Genomic DNA, 22,614 nt, shown 5'->3' on the forward strand with positions numbered 1-22,614 from the left:
CATAACGGAAGGGATTCTCGGATGATCAACGCCAGCCTGCTGCAAATGGTGATCAATGCGTCGAATGACGGAATCGTGGTCGCTGAAAAGGAAGGCGAGCAGGACAACATCCTTATTTACGTCAACCCTGCCTTCGAGCGCATGACCGGTTATAGCAGTGAGGAAATCCTCTACCAGGACTGTCGTTTTTTGCAGGCTGGAGACCGTGATCAACCAAGTCTGCAACTGATTCGCGAGACATTGCGTGAAGGCGGTTCCTGCCGGGAAATCCTGCGCAACTATCGCAAGGATGGCACGCCGTTCTGGAACGAATTGTCATTGTCGACGGTAAAGAATGCCGAGGACGGGCAGACTTATTTCATCGGCGTGCAGAAGGATGTGACGGTTCAGGTCAAGGCGCAGCAGCGGGTTGCACAGCTGGAAGCTCAAGTGGCGGCGCTGCAAAGCGAGCTGGCGGCACTCAAAGCGACGAACGGCGCAAACAAAACCGCGAACTGACGGTCATTAACTACAATCACCAATGACTTTGTAACTATTCACTTCGAGTTAGCCATGCAGCGCGACGCCCTCCTCACCCAGGACGAGCTGGATTTCATCCAGACAATGCAGCACAACCCGCAACTGAACGTGCGGGATGCAACGTCGAGTCTGCTGGTTAATGGTGGTTCGCAGATCCGTGACCTGCTGACACGTCTGGCTGCTCACGAGCAAGTGACGATCCAGGCAAACTTCGAAAATCAGCAGATGACTTTCCCGCTGCATCTGGTGGAAGACGAGTTCCACGCGCTGCATCTGCGTCTCGGGGTGCCGAGCATCTATGAAGACGGCCCGATGGTGCGGCCGTGGCGCCTGGTATTGGAAGAGCCGGTGGCATTGGAAAACGCCAAAGGCCAGCCCGGCACGCTGTGGGTGCACGAGGTGTCGCACAAAGGTGTGTTGCTGGAAGTGCGCAACAAGACCAAACCACCGAAACATTTCGCCCTGTGGTTCAGCCCTTCCGGTTATGAGCGCATCTCGTTGCGCGGCCATTTCGAGCGTGAAACCGAGCAAGGTTTCTTCGCTTACGAACTGAGCCAGACCGATGCCGACGAAACCGAGCGCCTGCGCCAGTTCATCCTTCAACAGCATCGCCTGACCCACCCCGCCCTGCACGCCTGAGTCTCAGGTATCCAGCTTGCCTGCCATGAATTGCTTCATGCGTTGACGCATCGTTGCGCCCTCATTCCCCAGACATGCAACGGATGAACCGGCCAGACTGTCTTCGGCCAGTTCCGAGGCATCGCCGGCCAACATCAATTGGCAATCGAGGCTCAGTGCCAGACGATTCAGGCGCCGGGGCAGCTCTGGACCGGGGGCATGATTGGAAAACAACACAAGTGCGTCAGGCTTGACCTTTTCGCAGACCAGCGTCAGTTCATCGAACGGCTGGCCCGTGGTCAGCACCCGCACGCCAGAGTCGTTGCCGCTGAGAAACAACGCCGCGACCAGCAACTCAAGCTCTCTGCACTGCCCCGCGAGCGCGCTGACAATCACCCGGCGCGGTTGCGCACCCCGCAACATGACAATGCGCTGCAGTACACGCACCCTGAGAAATCCGTCGAGAAACAACCATTCGCTGGTTTGCCCGAAAGCGTCCTGGCGCTGCAGCAGTTGACGCCACAACGGCATCAGAATGGCTTCGAACACCACCGGCAGCGCGTACGACGAGAAAATCTGCCCGTAGACGCGATCCAGCTGCTGATCGTCGAACGCACTGACCGCCTGCTGAACCTGCTCCTGCCATTGCTTGTAATCAGCCTGCACATGGTCATCGGGGATAAAGTTTGCCAGCACCTTCAGAGGCTCTGTCTTCGCCAGGATCTTGCCGACTTTGCTCACGGCCACGCCGCGATCGATCCAGTCGACAATGCTGCGCACGCGCTCGATATCGTTCATTGAATACAAACGATGCCCGCTTTCGGTGCGCGTCGGCTGGATGAGTCCATAACGGCGCTCCCAGGCACGCAGGGTCACCGGGTTGACGCCGGTCAGGCGCGCCACTTCGCGGATGGGAAACAGCTCTTCGCGCTCGATCGTGCCGAGTACTGTTGAAGCCGGGCGAGTGTCCGTGTTTACAGGCATCTGGCGGTCAACTTCCATGTCGGTTCATTGGATCCCATTTTAAACATGATGGACTGGAAACCTTCAAGTAGTGATCTGCGACGAAAGTGGCTGGTTTAATCGGCAAATTCAGGAATAATCCTTGCTTGTCGTAAAGCGCAGGCCTCTACCCCGGCCTGCGTCAGGCGAAGTTCTTACCCGGAACGACGCACTCGAAATACGGAGATACAAAATGTCTACTTCCCCCGTTACGTTGATGGTAGCGCGTCGCGTCGCTGATGGCCGCTATCACGATCTCATTGCATGGTTGCGCGAAGGCGAGCAACTGGCCACCGACTTCCCCGGCTACCTCGGCTCCGGCGTCCTTGCGCCACCGCCCGGTGACAACGAATTCCAGATTATCTTCCGATTTGTCGATGAGCAGACCCTGCACGCGTGGGAATACTCGGCGTCGCGTACCGCCTGGCTGAATCGTGGCAGCGATCTTTTCGAACATCCCAAAGAGCACCGGGTCAGCGGCATTGAAGGCTGGTTTGGTGCTGCCGGCCAACGCCCGCCGCGCTGGAAACAGGCCGTGGCGATCTGGCTGGCGTTTTTTCCGGTGTCGCTGATATTCAACTTTGCCCTCGGCCCGCTGCTCGCTGAGCTGAGCCTGTTGCCGCGCATCTTGATCGGCACGGCGTGCCTGACGCCGCTGATGGTGTATTTCTTCATCCCGTTGTCGACGCGTCTGCTGGCGAACTGGTTGAACAGCACGCCGACGAGGCCATTGGCTGGCGCACCGTCGGCGCAGAATCGCTGATCCGCAGCGGGCGGCGAGCCTGTTATAGTTTTCGCTTCAACCGCGATGCGAGCCGCCCATGCCAGATTCCGCAGCCCCGATCCTCATCACCGGCGCCGGCCAGCGTGTCGGTTTGCACTGCGCGCAGCGCTTGATCGAGGATGGCCACCCGCTGATTTTCACTTACCGCACCGAGCGACCGGGCGTACAGGCCCTTCGCGATCTTGGCGCGACAGCGCTGTTCGCGGATTTTTCCAGTGAGGCCGGGATTCTTGCCTTCATCGATGCGCTGAAAGCCCACACCGACAGCTTGCGCGCCGTCGTGCACAACGCCTCCGAATGGCTGGCGGAAACCCAGGGCAGCGAAGCACAAGCCTTCAATCGCATGTTCAACATTCACATGCTCGCGCCTTACCTGATCAACCTGCACTGCGCCGAGTTGCTGCAGCGCTCGACGCCTGCCGACATCATCCACATCAGCGACGATGTCACCCGCAAAGGCAGCAGCAAGCACATCGGCTATTGCGCCAGCAAGGCCGGGCTCGACAGTCTGACCCTGTCGTTTGCCGCGCGCTTTGCGCCCGCCATCAAGGTCAACGGCATCGCTCCGGCGCTGCTATTGTTCAACCCCGACGATGACGCCGTCTACCGCAGCAAGGCGCTGGCCAAGTCCGCGTTGGGTATCGAGCCCGGCTGCGAGGTGATCTACCAGAGCCTGCGCTATCTGCTCGACAATCCCTATGTCACTGGCACGACCCTGACCGTCAACGGCGGCCGGCACGTCAAATAGGCCGTCCCGCTTCGGCCGCGAGTCGAGTAAGATCCACCTGAACGCCTGCAATAGACTGGACGGAGCAAATCAATGCCACAACTTCAACCGGGGATGGCGCGCATCCGGGTCAAGGATCTGCGCCTGCGCACCTTTATCGGCATCAACGAGGACGAAATCCTCAACAAGCAGGATGTGCTGATCAACCTGACCATTCTGTACGCAGCTCAGGAAGCGGTGCGTGACAACGACATCGACCACGCGCTGAATTACCGCACCATCACCAAGGCAATCATCGCCCACGTCGAAGGCAACCGCTTCGCGCTGCTCGAACGCCTGACCCAGGAATTGCTCGACCTGGTGATGACCAATGCATCGGTGCTGTACGCCGAAGTCGAAGTCGACAAACCGCACGCGCTGCGCTTCGCCGAATCGGTATCGATTACGCTCGCAGCGAGCCGCTAGCTTCAAGCCTCAAGCCGCAAGCTGTAAACTTTGCTCACAGACACCCATCTTGCAGCTTGAAGCTTGCCGCTTGAAGCTGTCTCGAAGAGACCCCCCATGACTGATCAACAACGCCTGGAACTCGAAGCCGCCGCCTTTCGCCGACTGGTCGCCCACCTCGACAGCCGCAAGGACGTGCAGAACATCGACCTGATGAACCTCGCCGGGTTCTGCCGCAACTGCCTGTCGAAATGGTACAAGGCCGAAGCCGACCAACGTCAGATCGAGGTCAGCCTCGATGACGCCCGCGAAGTGGTGTACGGCATGCCCTACGCCGAGTGGAAAGCCCAATACCAGCAAGAAGCCAGCGCCGAGCAGCAAGCAGCGTTTGCCAAAGGAAAACCCAATGACTGATCTGAACACCCTGCGCGCCAGCCTCAAGAGTGGCGAGCATGCTTTCGCCGACACCCTGGCGTTCATCGCCGCCGGTTACGACTACCAGCCGCAAGCATTCAACAACGGCGGCGTGGAAAACGCTGCCGGGCAGAACGAAGGCTCGTGCAAGACCCTGGGTCTGGCACTGCTGGAAGGCTTGAACGATGAAGAAGCGCTGCTGGCGTTCGGCGAGCATTACCGTTCGGTCCTGGCGACGCCCGAGGGCAGCGATCACGGCAATATCCGCGCGTTGATCAAGCACGGCCTGGCCGGGGTGAAATTCAGCGCCCAACCCCTGAACCGCCGCTGATCCCAACAGCCACACATGCCCCCTGTGGGAGCGAGCCTGCTCGCGAAGACGGACTGACATTCATCGAAGATGTCGACTGATACACCGCTTCGCGAGCAGGCTCGCTCCCACACTGGATGCGTGGCGACTGCGAATCTCGGGCACAAAAAAACCGGCCAATCTGGCCGGTTTTTTTTATGCCCTGCGGTCTTAGAACGTGGCGTTCTGCAAGCCGTCCAGGTAACGCTCGGTGTCCAGTGCCGCCATGCAACCGGCGCCGGCCGAGGTGATGGCCTGACGGTAAACGTGGTCAGCCACGTCACCGGCAGCGAAGATGCCTTCGACGCTGGTGGCAGTCGCATTGCCTTCACGGCCGCCCTGCACAACCAGGTAACCGTCTTTCAGCGTCAACTGGCCTTCGAACAGCGAAGTGTTCGGGGTGTGGCCGATGGCGATGAACACGCCGTCGACTTTGATCTCGTCGAAGCTCCCATCATTGTTGCGCAGGCGCGCACCGGTCACGCCCATGTTGTCGCCGAGGACTTCGTCCAGGTTGGCGTTCAACTTGAGAATGATCTTGCCTTCAGCCACACGAGCGTTGAGCTTGTCGATCAGGATCTTCTCGGCGCGGAAGGTTTCGCGACGGTGGATCAGGGTCACGGTGCTGGCGATGTTGGCCAGGTACAGCGCTTCTTCGACAGCGGTGTTGCCACCGCCAACCACGGCGACCGGCTTGTTGCGGTAGAAGAAACCGTCGCAGGTCGCGCAGGCCGACACGCCTTTGCCCATGAACGCTTCTTCCGACGGCAGGCCCAGGTAACGGGCGCTGGCACCCGTGGCGATGATCAGCGCATCGCAGGTATAGACGGCGCTGTCGCCGGTCAGGGTGTACGGCTTGGCAGCGAAGTCCACGGCGTTGATGTGATCGAAAACGATCTCGGTCTCGAAACGCTCGGCGTGCTCGCGCATGCGCTCCATCAACACCGGACCGGTCAGGCCATGAACATCACCCGGCCAGTTGTCGACTTCGGTGGTGGTGGTCAGTTGACCGCCGGCCTGCATGCCGGTAATCAGCAGTGGCTTGAGGTTGGCGCGGGCCGCGTAGACCGCAGCGCTGTAACCGGCGGGGCCGGAACCGAGAATGATCACTCGCGAATGACGGACTTCAGACATGAATCTGCTCCTGTTGGCCGGCCATGAAAAAATCTGGCGCGGACGCCGGACGGCCGGCGGAATAAAAAAGGACCGTGGACACCTTGGGGAAGGCTTGAACTCGACAGTCCTGTAAAAAGTTGGGTGCAGCGTATCGAGGGGGGCAAGATTAAGGAAATACGGTTTAACAATCCAGCTCATAGGTGGTCTCTATGCCGAGACGGTGACGAGATAGACCTCTTTGTTACAGTGAATGTCGATTGCTCTGCCGCGCTTTCGCCGCTGGGGCAAAGTCGGTAACGTCGGCGCGATTTCCCTTGCTTCGGAGCACCTTATGCCCGCCCCTGTTCTGTCAGGCCCGCAATACCTGCGCGAAGGCCTCAAACTGGTCCTGAGCCCTGGCCTGCGCCTGTTCGTGTTGTTGCCGCTGGCTATCAACCTGGTGCTGTTCGTCGGATTGATCTATCTGGCCGGCCACCAGTTCAGCCTGTGGGTCGACACGCTGATGCCCTCGTTGCCTGAATGGCTGAGTTTCCTCAGCTATATCCTCTGGCCATTGTTCGTGGTCCTGGTGGCCTTGATGGTGTTTTTCACCTTCACCATGCTCGCCAACATCATTGCCGCACCGTTCAACGGCTTCCTTGCGGAAAAAGTCGAAGTGGTGGTGCGCGGTACCGATGATTTCCCGGCGTTCAGTTGGGGCGAACTGATCGCGATGGTCCCACGCACCCTCGCCCGGGAAATGCGCAAGCTCGGCTACTTCCTGCCGCGTGCGATAGGTCTGTTTATTCTTTCGTTTATCCCGGTGGTAAATATCGTCGCCGCGCCGTTATGGCTGCTGTTCGGTGTGTGGATGATGGCCATCCAGTACATCGACTACCCGGCGGATAACCACAAACTCGGCTGGAACGAGATGCTCGCCTGGCTGCGGCAGAAGCGCTGGCAGAGCATGAGTTTTGGCGGGATCGTTTATCTGGTGTTGCTGATTCCCGTGGTGAACATCCTGATGATGCCAGCGGCGGTGGCCGGAGCGACATTGTTCTGGGTGCGCGAACGTGGCGCCGAAAACCTGGTGATACAGCACTGACCGCGTCACAAATCCATCATCCGATCGTAACAAGCTCGACATGGCCTCAGCCGACACTGAGGTCATGACGACAGCTCTACATATCACCCTCATCAGCGAAACCTTCCCACCGGAAATCAACGGCGTGGCCAATACCCTTGGCCGCTTGTGCGAGGGTTTGCGCGCACGAGGGCATCAGGTGGAGCTGGTGCGCCCGCGCCAGGCCGGTGATCCACAACGCAGCGAAGACGATGCACTGTTGCTGTGTCGCGGATGGCCGCTGCCGGGCTATCCGGGGCTGCAATGGGGCCAGTCGTCGATGCATAAACTGCTGCGGCGCTGGAAACGCCAGCGCCCCGATGTGCTGTACATCGCCACGGAAGGCCCGCTGGGATTGTCGGCACTGCGTGCCGCACGGCGCCTGGGGATTGCGGTGGTGAGCGGCTTTCACACCAACTTCCAGCAATACACCAGCCAGTACGGCCTCGGTCTGCTGACGCGGATGCTTACCCACTACCTGCGCTGGTTTCACAATCGTTCGGCAATGACTTTAGTGCCGAGCGCCAGTCAGCGCCTGGAGTTGGAGCGGCGGCATTTCGAGCGGCTGGCGTTGTTGTCGCGGGGTGTGGACAGCCAGTTGTTTCATCCGAGCAAACGTCAGAGCGCGTTGCGTGAGCAATGGGGGCTCTCTGACACGGATATCGCGGTCATCCACGTAGGAAGGCTCGCCCCGGAGAAAAATCTGGGCCTGCTCAAACGCTGCTTTGAAACCCTGTGTGAGACTTATCCACAGCGCCATCTGAAGCTGATCGTGGTCGGTGACGGCCCGCAGCGTTCGGCGCTGGAAAAAGAATTGCCGGAAGCGATCTTCTGCGGCGCGCAGCGGGGAGAAGCCCTGGCGGCGCACTACGCCTCAGGAGATCTGTTTGTATTTCCCAGCCTGACCGAGACCTTCGGCAATGTGGTGCTGGAAGCCCTGGCTTCGGGACTCGGCGTTGTTGCCTATGACCAGGCAGCGGCGGCGCAGCATATTCGCCATGGCTACAACGGCGTTTCGGCAATGCCCGGCGATGAGCAGGCGTTTTGCGAAGCGGCGGCGTGGTTGCTGGAGGAAGATGAACGGTTGCGTTGTGTGCGGCTGAATGCGCGGCAGCATGGCAGTCGCCAAGGCTGGGCGGCGATTATCGAGCAATTCGAGGGGTATTTGCGGGGGGCTTGTGTGGGGGAGTTGGTGGTGCCTGGGGCTCAGACACAACCATAGATTTGCGTCGACATAGAAACAGCGTTCGCGAGCAGGCTCGCTCCCACATGGGCACCGCATTCCTTCATATGAAATGCAGTAGAGGGTGGGAGCGAGCCTGCTCGCGAAAAGGTCGAACTGGCGCCGCTTAAACCAGGGTCATCAACGCCTCACGACTGAACGGCAGAATATCCTGCTCACGTCCTTCACGTACTTTCTGCGCCCAGTCCGGATCGACCAGCAGCGCGCGGCCCACTGCTACCAGGTCGAACTCTTCTTTGTTCAGACGCTCCAGCAGATTTTCCAGGCTGGCCGGTTGCGCGACCTTGTCGGTGTTGACCATGAACTGCAGGAACTCGCCGTCCAGGCCGACGCTGCCCACGGTGATGGTCGGTTTGCCGGTCAGCTTGCGGGTCCAGCCAGCGAGGTTCAGATCCGAGCCGTCGAACTCCGGCTCCCAGAAGCGTCGGGTCGAGCAGTGGAAAATGTCCACGCCAGCGTCGGACAGCGGCTTGAGAAATTCGCCCAGCGCTTCGGGGGTTTGTACCAGACGCGCGGTGTAATCCTGCTGCTTCCACTGCGAGAAGCGGAAGATGATCGGGAAACCCTCACCGACAGCTGCGCGCACTGCTTGAATCAATTCGATGGCAAAACGCGAACGGTTGGCCAGGCTGCCACCGTATTCGTCGCTGCGCTGATTGCTGCCTTCCCAGAAGAACTGGTCGATCAGATAACCGTGGGCGCCATGGATTTCCACACCGTCCATACCGATGCTTTGCGCATCTTTGGCCGCCTGGGCAAACGCGGCGATCACGTCCTGGATGTCCTGTTTGGTCATGCCGTGAACCACGACCTGACCGTCCTTGAGTTTTTCCGACGGACCGTAGCCCGGCACGCTGGCGTCCGGCTCGGTGCCAAGGCGACGTACGCTGCCGACATGCCACAGTTGCGGAACGATCTTGCCGCCCTCGGCGTGCACGGCGTCGACAACTTTTTTCCAGCCGGCCAGCGGCGCGTCACCGAAAAATTGCGGCACGTTTGGATAGCCATTGGACGCGATGTGGCCGACCGTGGTGCCTTCGGTGATGATCAAGCCAACCCCAGCGGCCGCACGACGACGGTAGTACTCGATGACTTTGGAATTCGGCACGCCGCCCGGGGAGAACGAGCGGGTCATTGGCGCCATGACGACGCGGGTCGGCAGTTCGAGGGCGCCGAGGTGGAACGGTTTGAACAGGGCTTTAACGGGCATCGAGAGGCTCCACGAAAACATTGGCGACAGGCATGAATCGATATGACGCCGATAATATTGAGAGTCGAGAGCTCTGAACAGCATTATTGATTTTGGTGATTAAGGATCAAAAGATTGAAAAGCAAAAGATCGCAGCCTTCGGCAGCTCCTACACGAGATTGGTGTTCTCCCTGTAGGAGCTGCCGAAGGCTGCGATCTTTTGATGCTACTTTTCAGCTCAGCGCTTTTTCAATCGCATGCACGATCGTCGGATCATCCGGCGCCGTGCGCGGCGAAAACCGCGCCAGCACCCGGCCGTCCTTGCCGAGCAGAAACTTCTCGAAATTCCAGGTGATGTCGCCGGGAAACTCGGCGCCCTCGCCCGCCAGCAGGCGATACAACTGATGCCGTTCGTGGCCGTTGACTTCGAGTTTGCTCGCCAACGGGAACGTCACGCCATAGTTGAGGCTGCAGAATTCCTGGATTTCCTTTTCCGAGCCTGGCTCTTGACCGGCAAACTGGTTGCACGGCAGGCCCAGCACAGTGAAGCCTTTGGCCTTGTATTGCTGGTAGAGGTTTTCCAGTGCCGCGTACTGGGGGGTCAAGCCGCATTTGGAGGCCACGTTGACCACCAGCACGACTTGGCCCTTGAACGGCGCCAGCGGTAGCTCCTGACCATCCAGGCCGGTCAACTTAAGGTCGTGAAAAGCACTCATGCCGAACTCCAGGATTCTCGTGTTCTACTCGAAACAGCCACTTGGCGAGGCCACCAAGGACAGCCGCGGACTAAAAAGGCGCCCACAGGCGCCTCTCCAGTACTCGAAGCTTAGCGCAGAAAATCAGTGGTGATGGCCACCTTCGCCATGGACGTGACCATGAGCGATTTCTTCCTGGCTGGCGTCACGGATATCAACGATCTTAACCTTGAAGTTCAGGCGCTGACCGGCCAGAGGGTGGTTGCCATCAACGGTGACGTCGTCGCCGTCCAGGTCACGAATGGTGACGATCTGCATCTGGCCGTCCGGCGCCGAAGCGTGGAACTGCATGCCGACTTCCAGCTCGTCAACGCCTTCGAACATGCTGCGGCTCAGGGTGCTGACCAGCTCGGCGGCGTATTCGCCGTAAGCATCTTCCGGCTCAACGGCCACTTCCAGCTCGTCGCCGACAGCTTTGCCTTCCAGGGCTTTTTCCAGGCCCGGGATGATGTTGCCTGCACCTTGCAGATAAACCAGCGGAGCGCCGCCGGCGGAGCTGTCGATGACCTCACCAGCGTCGTTGGTCAGGGTATAGTCGATGGAGACAGCCTTATTGGCGGCGATCAGCATGGGGCGAGACCTTTTGCATAAGAATATAGAAAGGCCAAGTTTAGCGAAGCAATCGCGTGAAAGCGACCACAACCCGGACAAACGGGTTTCGACCATCACCGGCTTCCATCAGGACGAAGAAGGCCATTGGGTGGTCGAGCTTTCCTGTGGCCACACCCAGCACCTGCGCCACCAGCCGCCGTGGCAAACCCGCGCCTGGGTCCTGGATCCGGCGCAACGTATTGAAAAAACAGGTCATCCCTTTGCCTGCGGTTGGTGTGCACAAGGCTCGGTTAGCGATAACCTTGGCGACTGAATTTCGGTAGTCGGCCAGACATAGGCTGACACCCTTGCATAGAGAATTCCCATGCAAACTTTTTTTATCGCCCCCACCGATTTTGGCGTGGGTCTGACCTCCATCAGCCTCGGGCTGGTGCGCACGCTTGAACGCGCCGGGCTGAAAGTCGGCTTCTTCAAACCGATCGCCCAGCCACATCCGGGCGACACCGGCCCTGAACGTTCCACCGAACTGGTGGCGCGCACCCATGGCCTGAAACCGCCACAACCGTTGGGTCTTGCGCACGTTGAACGCATGCTCGGCGACGGTCAGCTCGACGAACTGCTCGAAGAAATCATCGCCCTGTATCAGCAAGCGGCGGTCGGCAAAGACGTGCTGGTGGTCGAAGGTATGGTGCCGACCCGCAGCGCCAGTTACGCCGCACGGGTCAATCTGCACCTGGCCAAAAGTCTGGATGCCGAGGTGATTCTGGTCTCGGCGCCGGAAAACGAAGTGCTCGCCGAGCTTTCTGGCCGTGTCGAGCTTCAGGCTCAATTGTTCGGTGGCCCGAAAGATCCGAAAGTCCTCGGGGTGATCCTCAACAAGGTCAAGACCGACGAGAGCATGGACGCCTTCGCCACGCGTCTGAAGGAGCATTCGCCGTTGCTGCGCAGCGGTGATTTCCGCTTGCTCGGCTGCATCCCGTTTCAGCCGGAACTCAATGCGCCACGCACCCGCGACGTCGCCGACCTGATGGGCGCGCAAGTGCTCAACGCGGGCGACTACGAAACCCGGCGCATGAGCAAAATCATCATTTGCGCACGAACCATGCGCAACACCGTCGAGCTGCTCAAGCCCGGCGTGCTGGTGGTGACGCCGGGCGATCGCGACGACATCATCCTCGCCGTCAGCCTCGCAGCGATCAACGGCGTGCCGCTGGCCGGCCTGCTGCTGACCAGCGACACCCTGCCCGACCCGCGCATCATGGATCTGTGCCGGGGCGCGTTGCAGGCCGGTCTGCCGGTGTTGTCGGTGAGCACCGGCTCGTACGACACCGCCAATCTGCTCAATGGCCTGAACAAGGAAATCCCGATCGATGACCGCGAGCGCGCGGAGATCATCACCGATTTCGTCGCCAGCCACCTCGACGCCAACTGGCTGCATCAGCGCTGCGGTACGCCTCGGGAGATGCGCCTGTCGCCGGCAGTGTTCCGCTATCAATTGATCCAGCGCGCGCAAGCGGCGAACAAGCGCATCGTCTTGCCCGAAGGCAGCGAGCCGTTCACCGTGCAAGCGGCGGCGATCTGTCAGGAACGCGGGATCGCCCGCTGCGTGCTGTTGGCCAAGCCCGAAGACGTCGAAGCGGTCGCCCGCGCGCAAGGTATCGTGCTGCCGCCGGGTCTGGAAATCCTTGACCCGGACCACATCCGCGAGCGTTACGTCGAGCCGATGGTCGCCCTGCGCAAGAGCAAAAGCCTCAACGCACCGATGGCCGAGCAACAACTGGAAGACACCGTGGTGATCGGCACCATGATGCTTGCGCTGGATGAGGTCGACGGCCTGGTTTCGGGTGTGATCAACACCACCGCCAACACCATCCGCCCCGCCCTGCAACTGATCAAGACCGCACCGGGCTGCACGCTGGTGTCGTCGGTATTCTTCATGCTGTTCCCCGAAGAAGTGCTGGTCTACGGCGACTGCGTGATGAACCCGCACCCGAGCGCCGCAGAACTGGCCGAGATCGCCCTGCAAAGCGCCGACTCGGCAGCCGCATTCGGTATCACTCCACGGGTGGCGATGATCAGCTACTCCAGCGGTGAATCGGCTCGTGGTGAAGAAGTCGAGAAAGTCCGCGAGGCGACTCTGCTGGCTCATGAGCAACAGAATTCGCTGCTGATCGACGGCCCGTTGCAGTACGACGCCGCCGCCAACGCCGACGTCGCGCGGCAACTGGCGCCGAACAGTCAGGTCGCCGGGCGCGCCACGGTGTTTGTGTTCCCCGATCTGAACACCGGCAACACCACGCACAAAGCCGTACAACGCAGCGCCGATTGCGTCAGCCTCGGGCCGATGCTGCAAGGCCTGCGTAAACCGGTGAACGACCTGCCGCGCGGCGCGCAAGTCGATGACATCGTCTACACCATCGCGCTCACCGCGATTCAAGCCGCCAACCGACCTATGGATGTGTAAATGCTGGATTTTCTACCCGCCCCCGTGCGCGGCGTGATCGCCTCGCTGCTGTTGGCGCTCAACACGATTCTGCTGTGCTCGTTCCTGTTCTGTGTGGCGCTGGTCAAGGCCCTGCCGTTTGCCTTTACCCAGCGCATTGCCGGTTGGCTGATGAGCCACACCCACGAGGCGTGGATCAGCAACAACAAGGGCTGGATGAATCTGGTACGGCGCACCCGCTGGCACGTCAGCGGCCTGCAAGGTCTCGACTATCAGCACTCGTACCTGATCACCAGCAACCACCAGAGCTGGGTGGATATTCTGGTGCTGCAATACGTGCTCAACCGCAAGATCCAACCGCTGAAGTTTTTCCTCAAGCAGGAGCTGATCTGGGTGCCGGTGATTGGTCTGGCCTGGTGGGCGCTGGGCTTTCCGTTCATGAAGCGCTACTCCAAGGCGTACCTGGAAAAACACCCGGAGAAGAAAGGCAAGGACCTGGAAACCACGCGCAAGACCTGCGCGAAATTCCGCCATAACCCGGTGGGGATTTTCAACTTCGTCGAAGGCACACGCTTCACCGAAGGCAAGCATGCGCAGCAGCAGTCACCGTTCAAGTACCTGCTCAAGCCCAAGGCCGGCGGGATCGCCTTTGTGCTGGATGCGATGGGCGAACAGCTGGAGTCGATCGTCAACGTGACGATTCATTATCCAGCGGGGCGTCCAGGGTTCTGGGATTTGCTCTGCGGCAATGTGCGCGATGTGGTGGTGCATTTTGAAGAAATCAAAATCCCGCCGGCCTTCATCGGCAAGAACTACGACCAGGACGGCGAGTATCGATTGCAGTTTCAGGGCTGGATCAATCAGCTGTGGCTGGACAAGGATGCGTTGCTGGAGCAGATGCACCGCGAATATCCACATCACCAATAACCCCCTGTGGGAGCGAGCCTGCTCGCGAAAGCGGTGGATCAGCTTGCAAAGATGTTGAATGAGATAAAGCTTTCGCGAGCAGGCTCGCTCCCACAGTTGATCGTTCCCACGCTCCGCGTGGGAATGCAGCCCAGGACGCTCCGCGTCCCTGCCGAAGCGGACGCGGAGCGTCCAATGAGGCATTCCCACGCGGAGCGTGGGAACGATCACCCGACACTAAAAAAGCCCGCCGATGATCACTCATCGGCGGGCTTTTCATTAGTGCCTAACGCTTATATCGCGCCACGCTGACGCAACAGCTCCAGCACTTGCTTGACGCTTTCTTCCAGACTCAGGGACTGCGTGTCGATCACCAGATCGGCATTGAGCGGCACGTCGTACGGGAAGGATTCGCCCGGGATATTGTCGCCGCCAGCAGCGTACAGCCCTTGCGGATCACGCTCGGCGCACACGGTCGGCGAGGCCTGCACGTAGACCGTCAGCAAGCGATCCTTGCCGATCAGTTCCTTGGCCTGCTCGCGACCTTCGGCACTTGGCGCGACGAACGCGGCCAATGTCAGCAGGCCCGCTTCGTTGAACTGACGCGCCACGTGCGCGGCACGACGCCAGTTCTCGGTACGCCCGGCGCGATCCTGTGGCAGACCTTTGTTCAAGTCATGACGCAGGTTCTGGCCATCGAGTACAAACACCGCGCGGCCCATGTCGAACAGCTTGCGTTCGACCGCATACGCCAGGGTGCTTTTACCCGCGCCGGACAGGCCGCTGAACAGCACGGTGGCCGGTTGCTGGCCGAAGCGCTGGGCACGTTCTTCGGTCGCCACGTGGGCCAGTTTGCCGTGGTGGGTGGCGGTGCCATGGGCCACTGGCTGAGCGACGATCATGCCGGCGCCAACGGTGCCGTTGGTCAGGCGATCGATGACGATGAACGCGCCGGTGGTGCGGTTGCTTTCGTAACCGTCGAGGGCGATCGGCGCGTCGAGCGCGATCTTCACCTTGCCGATTTCGTTGAGCTGCAACGCGCTCGCCGGGCCTTCTTCCAATGTGTTCACGTCGACCTTGTTGACGATGCTGGCGATGGAGCCCGGCACGTAACTGGTGGCGCGTTTGATGTCGTATTTCTTGCCCGGCAGCATCGGCTCTTCAGCCATCCACACCAGCATCGCTTCGAAGCTGTCGGTGACCGGTGGCACGTTGTCGGCATGCACCAACAGGTCGCCACGGGAGATGTCGATTTCGTCTTCCATGGTCAGGGTTACCGCCTGACCTGGACCTGCGTGCTCCAGTTCACCTTCGAAGGTGACGATGGATTTCACCCGGCTGCTCTTGCCCGACGGCAGCACCACGACTTCGTCGCCCTTGTGCACGATGCCGCTGGCCAGGGTGCCGGCGAAACCACGGAAATTCAGGTTCGGACGGTTGACGTACTGCACCGGGAAACGCAGATCGGTGAAGTTGCGATCGCCCGCCACTTCCACTGTCTCGAGAATTTCCATCAGCGACTGGCCGGTGTACCACGGCGAGCGCTCGGACTTGTTCACCACGTTGTCGCCTTTAAGGGCAGACATCGGCACGAAGTGCATGCTGGTCGGCTTCATCTTCAAGCCTTCGGCGAACTTCAGGTAGTCGGCCTTGATCGACTCGAACACGCCTTCGTCGAAGTCCTTCAAGTCCATCTTGTTGATGGCAACGACGATGTGTTTGATGCCCAGCAACGAAGCGATGAAGCTGTGGCGACGGGTCTGGGTCTGCACGCCGTAACGGGCGTCGACCAGAATGATCGCCAGGTCACAGGTGGACGCACCGGTGGCCATGTTGCGGGTGTACTGCTCATGGCCGGGGGTGTCGGCAATGATGAATTTGCGCTTGGCGGTGGAGAAATAGCGGTAAGCGACATCAATGGTGATGCCCTGCTCACGCTCGGCCTGCAGACCGTCGACCAGCAATGCCAGGTCGATGTCGTCACCGGTGGTGCCGACTTTCTTCGAATCGCGGGTGATCGCTTCGAGGTGATCTTCGTAGATCATCTTCGAGTCGTGCAGCAGGCGCCCGATCAGGGTGCTCTTGCCGTCATCGACGTTACCGCAGGTCAAAAAGCGCAGCAGCTCTTTACGTTCGTGCTGGCCCAGGTAGGCGAGGATGTCCTCGCTGATCAAATCAGAAACATGCGACATGACAGCCCCTTAGAAATAGCCTTGACGTTTTTTGTCTTCCATCGAGCCTGCGCCATCGTGGTCGATGACCCGGCCCTGGCGCTCGGAAGTTCGCGTCAGGAGCATTTCCTGAATGATGTCCGTCAGGCTTTCGGCCTCGGACTCCACCGCGCCCGTCAACGGGTAGCAGCCAAGGGTGCGGAACCGCACTTTCTTTTTCACGATGCGCGCTTTGTCTTCATCGGACAGGTGCTCGAGGATGCGCTCGTCGTCGATCATGATCAGCGTGCCGTTCTTCTCGATCACTTCGCGTTCGGCGGCAAAGTACAGCGGCACGATCGGGATGCCTTCGAGGTAGATGTACTGCCAGATATCCAGTTCGGTCCAGTTCGACAACGGGAACACACGGATGGATTCGCCCTTGTTGACCTTGCCGTTGTAGACGTTCCACAGCTCGGGACGCTGGTTTTTCGGGTCCCAGCGGTGTTTGCTGTCGCGGAACGAGTACACGCGCTCTTTGGCGCGGGATTTCTCTTCATCGCGACGGGCGCCGCCGAACGCTGCGTCGAAACCATGCTTGTCGAGTGCCTGTTTCAGGCCTTCGGTTTTCATGATGTCGGTGTGCTTGGCACTGCCGTGGGTGAACGGGTTGATGTTCTGCGCCACGCCATCGGGGTTGATGTGGGTAATCAGGTCCAGGCCCAAGTCTTCGACCATCTTGTCGCGGAACTTGTACATTTCCTGGAATTTCCAGCGGGTGTCGACGTGCATCACCGGAAACGGCAGTTTGCCCGGGAAGAACGCCTTGCGTGCCAGGTGCAGCATCACGGCGGAGTCTTTACCGATGGAGTACAGCATCACCGGGTTATCGAACTCGGCGGCCACCTCGCGGATGATGTGGATGCTTTCCGCCTCCAGCTGTTTCAGATGCGTCAGTTTGTCGACCATGGCTACTCACGAAAGCTTTCTTATGAACGGCCAGCGGGCCGTGTTCGAGCGAGGAATCCTAGCACAGCGACCTCTTCTAATCAGGACGCCAACTAGATCGAAAGGGTATATGAATATGCCCACCAGTTCGGCCGTCAGGGCCGAACGTGGGAGCGAGCCTGCTCGCGAAGGCGGAGTGTCAGGCACCTTTGTATTGAAGGTCTGACGCCTTCGCGAGCAGGCTCGCTGCCACAGGAGTTTGCGGTGAGCTCAGATCGGGTTGGGGCAATCGATAAAGATGTGCTCAAGGGCAAAGCGCTTCGCCAGATACTCGCCCAACGCCTGCACGCCATAGCGTTCGGTGGCGTGATGGCCGGCGGCGATGAAGCTGATGTCGTTTTCCCGCGCACTGTGGAAAGTCTGCTCGGAGGCCTCGCCACTGATGAACAGATCGACCCCCGCCGCCACGCCCTGATCGATATAACCCTGGCCGCCGCCGGTGCACCAACCGACGCGGCGGATCATGCCGCTGCCTTCGATCAGCAGCGGCTCGCGGCCCATGACTTCTTGCACCTTGCGCGCGAAATCCCGTGCGGTCATCGGCTCATTCAGCGAACCGACCAGCCCGACGACTTTCGGGTTGCTCGGGTCCAACGGCCCTTCAACAGTGATGTCGAGCTGACGCGCCAGTTGCACGTTGTTGCCAACGTCCGGGTGCAGATCCAGCGGCAGGTGATAAGCGAGCAGACTGATGTCGTGCTTGAGCAAGGTTTTCAAGCGGCGCTGTTTCATGCCGGTGACGCAGGGGTTTTCGCCTTTCCAGAAATACCCGTGGTGGACCAGGATCAGGTCGGCCTCGGCCTCGACGGCGGCATCGAGCAACGCCTGGCTGGCGGTGACGCCACTGACGATGCGCATCACCTGCGGGCGGCCTTCGACCTGTAATCCGTTGGGGCAATAATCGGCAATTTTCGCACTGCCCAGGTAACGGTCGGCTTCTTCGACGAGGGTGCTGAGGGCAACGGCCATGAAAGACTCCTAAATATCCCGTTCAGAGGCGCGCGCGGCCTCGTATAATGCGCGACATTATGGGCGGTCTGACCTCGCCTGCAACCTTTCCAGGAACGTGCTTAATGCTCAAGGCGCTGCGTTTTTTTGGCTGGCCGCTGTTGGCCGGTGTGCTTATCGCTCTGTTGATTATTCAGCGTTACCCCGAGTGGGTCGGGCTGCCGAGCCTCGACGTCAATCTGCAACAGGCGCCACAGACCACGATCGTGCAACAGGGACCGGTGTCCTATGCGGATGCGGTGGGCATCGCCGCGCCGTCGGTGGTCAACCTGTACACCACCAAGGTCATCAACAAACCGGCGCATCCCTTGTTCGAGGATCCGCAGTTCCGCCGCTTCTTCGGTGACAATTCGCCGAAACAGAAGCGCATGGAATCGAGCCTCGGTTCCGGGGTAATCATGAGCCCGGAAGGCTACATCCTCACCAACAACCACGTCACCAGCGGCGCCGACCAGATTGTCGTGGCATTGAAGGACGGTCGCGAAACACTCGCACGGGTGATTGGCAGCGATCCTGAGACTGACCTGGCTGTCCTGAAGATCGACCTGAAAAACCTCCCGGCAATCACCGTCGGCCGCTCCGACAGCATTCGCATCGGTGACGTCGCGCTCGCTATCGGCAACCCGTTCGGCGTCGGTCAGACCGTAACCATGGGCATCATCAGCGCCACCGGCCGCAATCAGTTGGGCCTGAACAACTACGAAGACTTCATCCAGACCGATGCGGCGATCAACCCGGGCAACTCCGGCGGTGCGCTGGTCGACGCCAACGGCAACCTCACCGGCATCAACACGGCGATCTTTTCCAAGTCCGGCGGCTCGCAAGGCATCGGATTTGCCATCCCGGTGAAACTGGCGATGGAAGTGATGAAGTCGATCATCGAGCACGGCCAAGTGATTCGTGGCTGGCTGGGCATCGAAGTGCAACCGCTGACTCAGGAACTGGCGGAGTCGTTTGGCTTGTCCGGGCGTCCGGGGATTGTCGTCGCGGGGATCTTCCGTGACGGCCCGGCGCAGAAAGCCGGCCTGCAACTGGGCGATGTGATCCTGAGTATCGACGGCGAACCGGCCGGCGATGGCCGCCGCTCGATGAACCAGGTGGCGCGGATCAAGCCGACCGACAAGGTGACGATTCAAGTGATGCGTAACGGCAAGGAGCTGAAGCTGACGGCTGAAATCGGCCTGCGTCCACCACCGGCACCGGTGAAAGAAAAAGAAGAGTAAAAATGTTTTCGCGCCAACGGCGCGAATAACAGACATTCTCAACGGGCATGTTATATTGTTTCAATTCTCGCAATTGGAACAACATAACATGTCGTCTCGCAAAAAGGCCTCACTGTTGGGCCTGACTCTGGGTTTGCTCTGCGATCCCGCCTTCGCCGATGAGCCGCAGCCCGTTGAGCTGGAAGCCATCAGCGTCACCTCCGACTACGAATCACCCACCGGCCCGGTCAGCGGTTATCGCGCGACTCGCTCGGCCAGTGCGACCAAAACCGACACGGCGATACGCGATATCCCACAAGCCATCAGCGTGGTCCCGGCCAGCGTGCTCTCGGATCTGGGCAGCAGCAGCGTCGAACGTGCGCTGGATTTTGCTGGCGGCGTATCGAAGCAGAACAACTTCGGCGGCCTGACCCTGTACGAATACAGCGTGCGCGGCTTCACCACGTCCGAGTTCTACAAGGACGGTTTCAGCGCCAATCGCGGCTACCCGAGCACGCCAGATGCGGCCAACATCGAGCGCATCGAAGTGCTCAAAGGCCCGGCCGCCAGCCTGTACGGCCGGGGCGATCCCGGCGGTACGGTGAACATCGTCACCAAGAAACCGCAGCCGGAAGCGTTCACCACTCTGCAAACCAGCGCTGGCAGTTGGGACCGCTATCGCACCGCGCTGGACGTCAACACGCCCCTCGATGATCAGGGCGATGTGCTCTCGCGCATCAATCTCGCCGTAGAAGACAACAACAGCTTTCGCGACCACGTCGACAGCCAGAGGGTATTCGTTGCGCCCTCGATCAGTTGGCAGTTGAGCCCGGACACATCGCTGCTGGTGGAGAGCGAAATCGTCCGTCACAACTCGACGTTCGATCGTGGCGTTGTGGCGCCGAACAACAAATGGAGCGGCGTATCGCGCTCGACGTTCTTGGGCGAGCCCAACGACGGCAACATCGACAACCACAACAACCTGCTCCAGGCCACTCTTGAACACCATCTGAACGACAGCTGGAAACTGCGTCTGGCCAGCCACTACAAGGAAGGCAAGCTCTGGGGCGACGCCTCGGAACAGAGGGCGCTGAACGCCGACGGCCATACGGTCAACCGCCGCTTGCGCGAACGCGATACGAATTGGCACGACAGCATCACCCAACTGGAACTGCGCGGTCTGTTCGACCTCGGGCCGTGGCAGCATGAATTGCTGATCGGCACCGAGTACGAGAATTACCGCAAGGACGAACGCGTCACCACCATTGCTGGCGGCCCCTACGCCATCGACATCTATAAGCCGGTCTACGGCCAGCCGAAACCCAACGGCGCACGCTCGGGCACCGACTTCTTCGAACACGTTGAAAGTCATGCGCTGAATCTGCAGGACCAGATCATCTTCACCGACAAGCTGCGCGGCATGGTCGGCGCGCGCTTCGAGCACTTCGATCAGCGCATCGACGATCACAGCCGCAACGCCAAAAGTCAGCAACGCCACGACGCGCTGACTCAACGCGCCGGCCTGCTCTATCAGCTCACGCCTAATACCGGCCTGTTCGCCAACGCCTCGACTTCGTTCAAACCGAACAACGGCCTGGATGCATCGGGCAAATCCTTCGACCCGGAAGAAGGTGTCGGTTACGAAGTGGGGATCAAAAACGAACTCTTCGATGAGCGGGTGAGCAGCACCCTCGCCCTCTTCCACATCGACAAGGAAAACGTCCTCGCCCTTGATCCGGGCACTGACACCAGCCGCGCGATGGGCAAGGCGCGCAGTCAGGGTTTCGATTGGCAAGTGAGCGGCCAGGTGACCGACGCGATACGGGTCATCGGCGCCTTCGCCTACATCGACGCCGAGGTGACCAAGGGCGACGCGACCATTGCCACAGGCAGCCGCATCCTCGGCGTGGCCAAACGCAGCGGCAGTCTGCTGGGTGTGTATGCATTTCAGGATGGCCGTCTGCGCGGTTCAGACGTCGGCGCAGCGTTCACCTACGTCGGCGATCGCTCGGGCGAATCCGGCAGCGACTTCGAATTGCCGGCCTACCAGACCGTGGATTTGCTCGCACATTACAAGGCCAGCGACACCGTCACGGTCGGCCTGAATCTGAACAACATCTTCGACGAAAAATACTACGAGCGCTCCTACAGCAACTACTGGGTCAACCCCGGCGAGCCGCGCAATTTCACCGTAAGCCTGACACTCAACCTGTAAAAGGACGTCACCATGCACTACGGCAAATCCCTTCTGCTCATCGCTGCGCTATTCACCGGCCAAGTGTCGGCCCACGGCCTGTGGACAGAGGAACGACGCGGCAACATCGAGGTGGTCTACGGTCACGGCGCCGAAGACAACGCCTTCAAGGCACAAAAAGTCAGCGGTGCCTGGGCTTATGACGCAAGCGGCAAAATGATCCCGGTCAGCGTCGAGCGCCTGGCCGATCATGCCCGTTTGAAACCATTGAAGCCGCCGGCGGTGATGGCCGTGGCGCTGAATAATGGCATGTGGTCGCAGACGGCGGACAAGAAGTGGATCAACGAAGGACGCAGCAAAGTGCCCGGCGCCACCGAGGCTACGCAGACGTTCAAGTACAGCCTGGCGATCTATCAGCCGGGGGCGAAATTGCCGAAACTGGACCAGATCAAACTGCTGATCCTGCCGGAGGTCGATCCGCTGACGGTCGGGCCGGGCAAATCGTTACCGGTGCGGGTGCTGCTCGATGGCAAACCGGCGGCAGGGGTGAAGTTGATTGGCGACTATCGCAGCGCGCCCAACACCCTGAGCACCGAGACCGACAAGGAAGGGCGTGCGCAGGTGCTGGTGCGTAATGAAGGGTTGAATGTGATTGCGGCGCAGGTTGAAGTGCCGGTGAAGGACAGTGTGGATGTGGACAGTCGTGGGTTGTTCAGTTCGCTGACATTCGTTAGCGAGCCGCATCACGAATAAAAGCACACCCTCACCCCAGCCCTCTCCCGGCGGGAGAGGGAGCCGACCGAGTTGTCTTGCGGGATACATCGACCTGAAAGACCGAGTTGATTATGGATTCAATACAAATCGTTCAAGTCGGTGAACCTCTGCAATA

At 60.0% G+C, this 22,614-nt stretch carries 23 protein-coding genes; 15 read left to right on the top strand and 8 right to left on the bottom strand.

Annotated features, from left to right (window positions below; translation table 11 throughout):
* Positions 1-21: 21 nt before the first annotated feature.
* Both AC0Z5Z_RS25990 and AC0Z5Z_RS25995 read left to right on the top strand, forming a co-directional pair.
* Complete coding sequence (locus AC0Z5Z_RS25990) at positions 22-498, top strand: PAS domain-containing protein (protein WP_252883192.1); 477 nt, start codon at positions 22-24, stop codon at positions 496-498.
* 54 nt (positions 499-552) lie between these two features.
* Positions 553-1,158: a hypothetical protein gene (locus AC0Z5Z_RS25995; protein ID WP_024011639.1), complete on the top strand. Its 606-nt coding sequence runs from the start codon at positions 553-555 to the stop codon at positions 1,156-1,158.
* Between the two features lie 3 nt (positions 1,159-1,161).
* Here the strand turns inward: AC0Z5Z_RS25995 and AC0Z5Z_RS26000 are convergent, their stop codons facing one another.
* Positions 1,162-2,121 carry a MerR family transcriptional regulator gene (locus tag AC0Z5Z_RS26000; RefSeq protein WP_252878154.1) on the bottom strand — a complete coding sequence of 320 codons (960 nt, stop codon included), beginning with the start codon at positions 2,119-2,121 and terminating at the stop codon, positions 1,162-1,164.
* 211 nt (positions 2,122-2,332) lie between these two features.
* On the opposite strand from AC0Z5Z_RS26000, the gene AC0Z5Z_RS26005 reads away from it, so the two are divergent.
* From AC0Z5Z_RS26005 to AC0Z5Z_RS26025, 5 genes are all read left to right on the top strand, one after another.
* Positions 2,333-2,902: a putative antibiotic biosynthesis monooxygenase gene (locus AC0Z5Z_RS26005; RefSeq protein WP_041477999.1), complete on the top strand. Its 570-nt coding sequence runs from the start codon at positions 2,333-2,335 to the stop codon at positions 2,900-2,902.
* A gap of 58 nt (positions 2,903-2,960) precedes the next feature.
* Positions 2,961-3,671: a dihydromonapterin reductase gene (gene folM, locus AC0Z5Z_RS26010; protein WP_256809543.1), complete on the top strand. Its 711-nt coding sequence runs from the start codon at positions 2,961-2,963 to the stop codon at positions 3,669-3,671.
* Positions 3,672-3,743: 72 nt separating this feature from the next.
* The gene (folX, locus tag AC0Z5Z_RS26015) at positions 3,744-4,115 is read left to right on the top strand and encodes a dihydroneopterin triphosphate 2'-epimerase (RefSeq protein WP_016771653.1); all 372 of its coding nucleotides are present in this window, start codon (positions 3,744-3,746) and stop codon (positions 4,113-4,115) included.
* Between the two features lie 96 nt (positions 4,116-4,211).
* Positions 4,212-4,508: a DUF1244 domain-containing protein gene (locus AC0Z5Z_RS26020; protein ID WP_056782977.1), complete on the top strand. Its 297-nt coding sequence runs from the start codon at positions 4,212-4,214 to the stop codon at positions 4,506-4,508.
* On the top strand, positions 4,501-4,839 hold the full coding sequence (locus AC0Z5Z_RS26025; RefSeq protein WP_150742797.1) for a HopJ type III effector protein: 339 nt from the start codon (positions 4,501-4,503) through the stop codon (positions 4,837-4,839). The genes AC0Z5Z_RS26020 and AC0Z5Z_RS26025 overlap by 8 nt, the downstream gene beginning before the upstream one ends.
* A gap of 189 nt (positions 4,840-5,028) precedes the next feature.
* Here AC0Z5Z_RS26025 and trxB read toward each other — a convergent pair whose 3' ends face one another.
* Positions 5,029-5,991, bottom strand: coding sequence for a thioredoxin-disulfide reductase (gene trxB, locus AC0Z5Z_RS26030; RefSeq protein WP_016771656.1), 963 nt, complete (start codon positions 5,989-5,991; stop codon positions 5,029-5,031).
* A 313-nt stretch (positions 5,992-6,304) separates the two neighbouring features.
* On the opposite strand from trxB, the gene cysZ reads away from it, so the two are divergent.
* Positions 6,305-7,057: a sulfate transporter CysZ gene (cysZ, locus tag AC0Z5Z_RS26035; RefSeq protein ID WP_056786736.1), complete on the top strand. Its 753-nt coding sequence runs from the start codon at positions 6,305-6,307 to the stop codon at positions 7,055-7,057.
* Between the two features lie 40 nt (positions 7,058-7,097).
* Complete coding sequence (locus AC0Z5Z_RS26040) at positions 7,098-8,297, top strand: glycosyltransferase family 4 protein (protein WP_423520778.1); 1,200 nt, start codon at positions 7,098-7,100, stop codon at positions 8,295-8,297.
* Between the two features lie 127 nt (positions 8,298-8,424).
* On the opposite strand, the gene AC0Z5Z_RS26045 is transcribed toward AC0Z5Z_RS26040, so the two are convergent.
* The 3 genes from AC0Z5Z_RS26045 to AC0Z5Z_RS26055 all read right to left on the bottom strand — a co-directional run bounded on the left by AC0Z5Z_RS26045 (position 8,425) and on the right by AC0Z5Z_RS26055 (position 10,832).
* Positions 8,425-9,528, bottom strand: a complete 1,104-nt coding sequence (locus AC0Z5Z_RS26045; protein WP_252877459.1) for an NADH:flavin oxidoreductase — start codon at positions 9,526-9,528, stop codon at positions 8,425-8,427.
* A gap of 212 nt (positions 9,529-9,740) precedes the next feature.
* Positions 9,741-10,223 (bottom strand): glutathione peroxidase, encoded by a 483-nt coding sequence (locus AC0Z5Z_RS26050; protein ID WP_236169716.1) that lies wholly within the window; start codon positions 10,221-10,223, stop codon positions 9,741-9,743.
* Positions 10,224-10,346: 123 nt separating this feature from the next.
* Positions 10,347-10,832: an FKBP-type peptidyl-prolyl cis-trans isomerase gene (locus tag AC0Z5Z_RS26055; protein ID WP_056782966.1), complete on the bottom strand. Its 486-nt coding sequence runs from the start codon at positions 10,830-10,832 to the stop codon at positions 10,347-10,349.
* On the opposite strand from AC0Z5Z_RS26055, the gene AC0Z5Z_RS26060 reads away from it, so the two are divergent.
* The 3 genes from AC0Z5Z_RS26060 to AC0Z5Z_RS26070 are packed head-to-tail and all read left to right on the top strand — an operon-like array spanning position 10,801 to position 14,184.
* On the top strand, positions 10,801-11,127 hold the full coding sequence (locus tag AC0Z5Z_RS26060) for a DUF3565 domain-containing protein (RefSeq protein WP_485611833.1): 327 nt from the start codon (positions 10,801-10,803) through the stop codon (positions 11,125-11,127). The genes AC0Z5Z_RS26055 and AC0Z5Z_RS26060 overlap by 32 nt on opposite strands.
* A 51-nt stretch (positions 11,128-11,178) precedes the next feature.
* On the top strand, positions 11,179-13,278 hold the full coding sequence (gene pta / locus AC0Z5Z_RS26065) for a phosphate acetyltransferase (protein ID WP_024011632.1): 2,100 nt from the start codon (positions 11,179-11,181) through the stop codon (positions 13,276-13,278).
* Positions 13,279-14,184 (top strand): acyltransferase, encoded by a 906-nt coding sequence (locus tag AC0Z5Z_RS26070; protein WP_485611834.1) that lies wholly within the window; start codon positions 13,279-13,281, stop codon positions 14,182-14,184.
* Positions 14,185-14,456: 272 nt separating this feature from the next.
* Here AC0Z5Z_RS26070 and cysN read toward each other — a convergent pair whose 3' ends face one another.
* The 3 genes from cysN to AC0Z5Z_RS26085 form a co-directional block, all read right to left on the bottom strand.
* Positions 14,457-16,355, bottom strand: a complete 1,899-nt coding sequence (cysN, locus tag AC0Z5Z_RS26075; RefSeq protein WP_073473760.1) for a sulfate adenylyltransferase subunit CysN — start codon at positions 16,353-16,355, stop codon at positions 14,457-14,459.
* Positions 16,356-16,364: 9 nt separating this feature from the next.
* Positions 16,365-17,282 (bottom strand): sulfate adenylyltransferase subunit CysD, encoded by a 918-nt coding sequence (cysD, locus tag AC0Z5Z_RS26080; protein WP_016771664.1) that lies wholly within the window; start codon positions 17,280-17,282, stop codon positions 16,365-16,367.
* Positions 17,283-17,531: 249 nt separating this feature from the next.
* On the bottom strand, positions 17,532-18,290 hold the full coding sequence (locus AC0Z5Z_RS26085) for a Nif3-like dinuclear metal center hexameric protein (protein WP_024011629.1): 759 nt from the start codon (positions 18,288-18,290) through the stop codon (positions 17,532-17,534).
* A 104-nt stretch (positions 18,291-18,394) separates the two neighbouring features.
* Here AC0Z5Z_RS26085 and algW point away from each other — a divergent pair, with 104 nt between their 5' ends.
* The 3 genes from algW (at position 18,395) to AC0Z5Z_RS26100 (ending at position 22,478) form a co-directional block, all read left to right on the top strand.
* Positions 18,395-19,552: a Do family serine endopeptidase AlgW gene (gene algW, locus AC0Z5Z_RS26090; protein ID WP_016770590.1), complete on the top strand. Its 1,158-nt coding sequence runs from the start codon at positions 18,395-18,397 to the stop codon at positions 19,550-19,552.
* An 88-nt stretch (positions 19,553-19,640) separates the two neighbouring features.
* Positions 19,641-21,746: a TonB-dependent siderophore receptor gene (locus AC0Z5Z_RS26095; RefSeq protein ID WP_485611835.1), complete on the top strand. Its 2,106-nt coding sequence runs from the start codon at positions 19,641-19,643 to the stop codon at positions 21,744-21,746.
* Positions 21,747-21,758: 12 nt separating this feature from the next.
* Positions 21,759-22,478, top strand: a complete 720-nt coding sequence (locus AC0Z5Z_RS26100; protein ID WP_485611836.1) for a DUF4198 domain-containing protein — start codon at positions 21,759-21,761, stop codon at positions 22,476-22,478.
* The last annotated feature ends 136 nt before the right edge of the window (positions 22,479-22,614 follow it).

The sequence above is a fragment of the Pseudomonas sp. 1L-E-NC-VB-C3 genome (genome assembly GCF_057291535.1).

What these genes read in the sequence shown, in the direction of transcription:
- folX (WP_016771653.1), top strand. Translation starts at nt 3,744, where the DNA reads ATGCCACAACTTCAACCGGGGATGGCGCGCATCCGGGTCAAGGATCTG.
- pta (WP_024011632.1), top strand. Translation starts at nt 11,179, where the DNA reads ATGCAAACTTTTTTTATCGCCCCCACCGATTTTGGCGTGGGTCTGACC.
- AC0Z5Z_RS26005 (WP_041477999.1), top strand. Translation starts at nt 2,333, where the DNA reads ATGTCTACTTCCCCCGTTACGTTGATGGTAGCGCGTCGCGTCGCTGAT.
- AC0Z5Z_RS26060 (WP_485611833.1), top strand. Translation starts at nt 10,801, where the DNA reads ATGGAGACAGCCTTATTGGCGGCGATCAGCATGGGGCGAGACCTTTTG.
- cysN (WP_073473760.1), bottom strand. Translation starts at nt 16,355, where the DNA reads ATGTCGCATGTTTCTGATTTGATCAGCGAGGACATCCTCGCCTACCTG.
- AC0Z5Z_RS26055 (WP_056782966.1), bottom strand. Translation starts at nt 10,832, where the DNA reads ATGCTGATCGCCGCCAATAAGGCTGTCTCCATCGACTATACCCTGACC.
- AC0Z5Z_RS26085 (WP_024011629.1), bottom strand. Translation starts at nt 18,290, where the DNA reads ATGGCCGTTGCCCTCAGCACCCTCGTCGAAGAAGCCGACCGTTACCTG.
- AC0Z5Z_RS26100 (WP_485611836.1), top strand. Translation starts at nt 21,759, where the DNA reads ATGCACTACGGCAAATCCCTTCTGCTCATCGCTGCGCTATTCACCGGC.
- AC0Z5Z_RS26000 (WP_252878154.1), bottom strand. Translation starts at nt 2,121, where the DNA reads ATGCCTGTAAACACGGACACTCGCCCGGCTTCAACAGTACTCGGCACG.
- algW (WP_016770590.1), top strand. Translation starts at nt 18,395, where the DNA reads ATGCTCAAGGCGCTGCGTTTTTTTGGCTGGCCGCTGTTGGCCGGTGTG.
- cysZ (WP_056786736.1), top strand. Translation starts at nt 6,305, where the DNA reads ATGCCCGCCCCTGTTCTGTCAGGCCCGCAATACCTGCGCGAAGGCCTC.
- trxB (WP_016771656.1), bottom strand. Translation starts at nt 5,991, where the DNA reads ATGTCTGAAGTCCGTCATTCGCGAGTGATCATTCTCGGTTCCGGCCCC.
- AC0Z5Z_RS26050 (WP_236169716.1), bottom strand. Translation starts at nt 10,223, where the DNA reads ATGAGTGCTTTTCACGACCTTAAGTTGACCGGCCTGGATGGTCAGGAG.
- AC0Z5Z_RS25995 (WP_024011639.1), top strand. Translation starts at nt 553, where the DNA reads ATGCAGCGCGACGCCCTCCTCACCCAGGACGAGCTGGATTTCATCCAG.
- AC0Z5Z_RS26020 (WP_056782977.1), top strand. Translation starts at nt 4,212, where the DNA reads ATGACTGATCAACAACGCCTGGAACTCGAAGCCGCCGCCTTTCGCCGA.
- AC0Z5Z_RS26040 (WP_423520778.1), top strand. Translation starts at nt 7,098, where the DNA reads ATGGCCTCAGCCGACACTGAGGTCATGACGACAGCTCTACATATCACC.
- AC0Z5Z_RS26070 (WP_485611834.1), top strand. Translation starts at nt 13,279, where the DNA reads ATGCTGGATTTTCTACCCGCCCCCGTGCGCGGCGTGATCGCCTCGCTG.
- AC0Z5Z_RS26025 (WP_150742797.1), top strand. Translation starts at nt 4,501, where the DNA reads ATGACTGATCTGAACACCCTGCGCGCCAGCCTCAAGAGTGGCGAGCAT.
- cysD (WP_016771664.1), bottom strand. Translation starts at nt 17,282, where the DNA reads ATGGTCGACAAACTGACGCATCTGAAACAGCTGGAGGCGGAAAGCATC.
- folM (WP_256809543.1), top strand. Translation starts at nt 2,961, where the DNA reads ATGCCAGATTCCGCAGCCCCGATCCTCATCACCGGCGCCGGCCAGCGT.
- AC0Z5Z_RS26045 (WP_252877459.1), bottom strand. Translation starts at nt 9,528, where the DNA reads ATGCCCGTTAAAGCCCTGTTCAAACCGTTCCACCTCGGCGCCCTCGAA.
- AC0Z5Z_RS26095 (WP_485611835.1), top strand. Translation starts at nt 19,641, where the DNA reads ATGTCGTCTCGCAAAAAGGCCTCACTGTTGGGCCTGACTCTGGGTTTG.
- AC0Z5Z_RS25990 (WP_252883192.1), top strand. Translation starts at nt 22, where the DNA reads ATGATCAACGCCAGCCTGCTGCAAATGGTGATCAATGCGTCGAATGAC.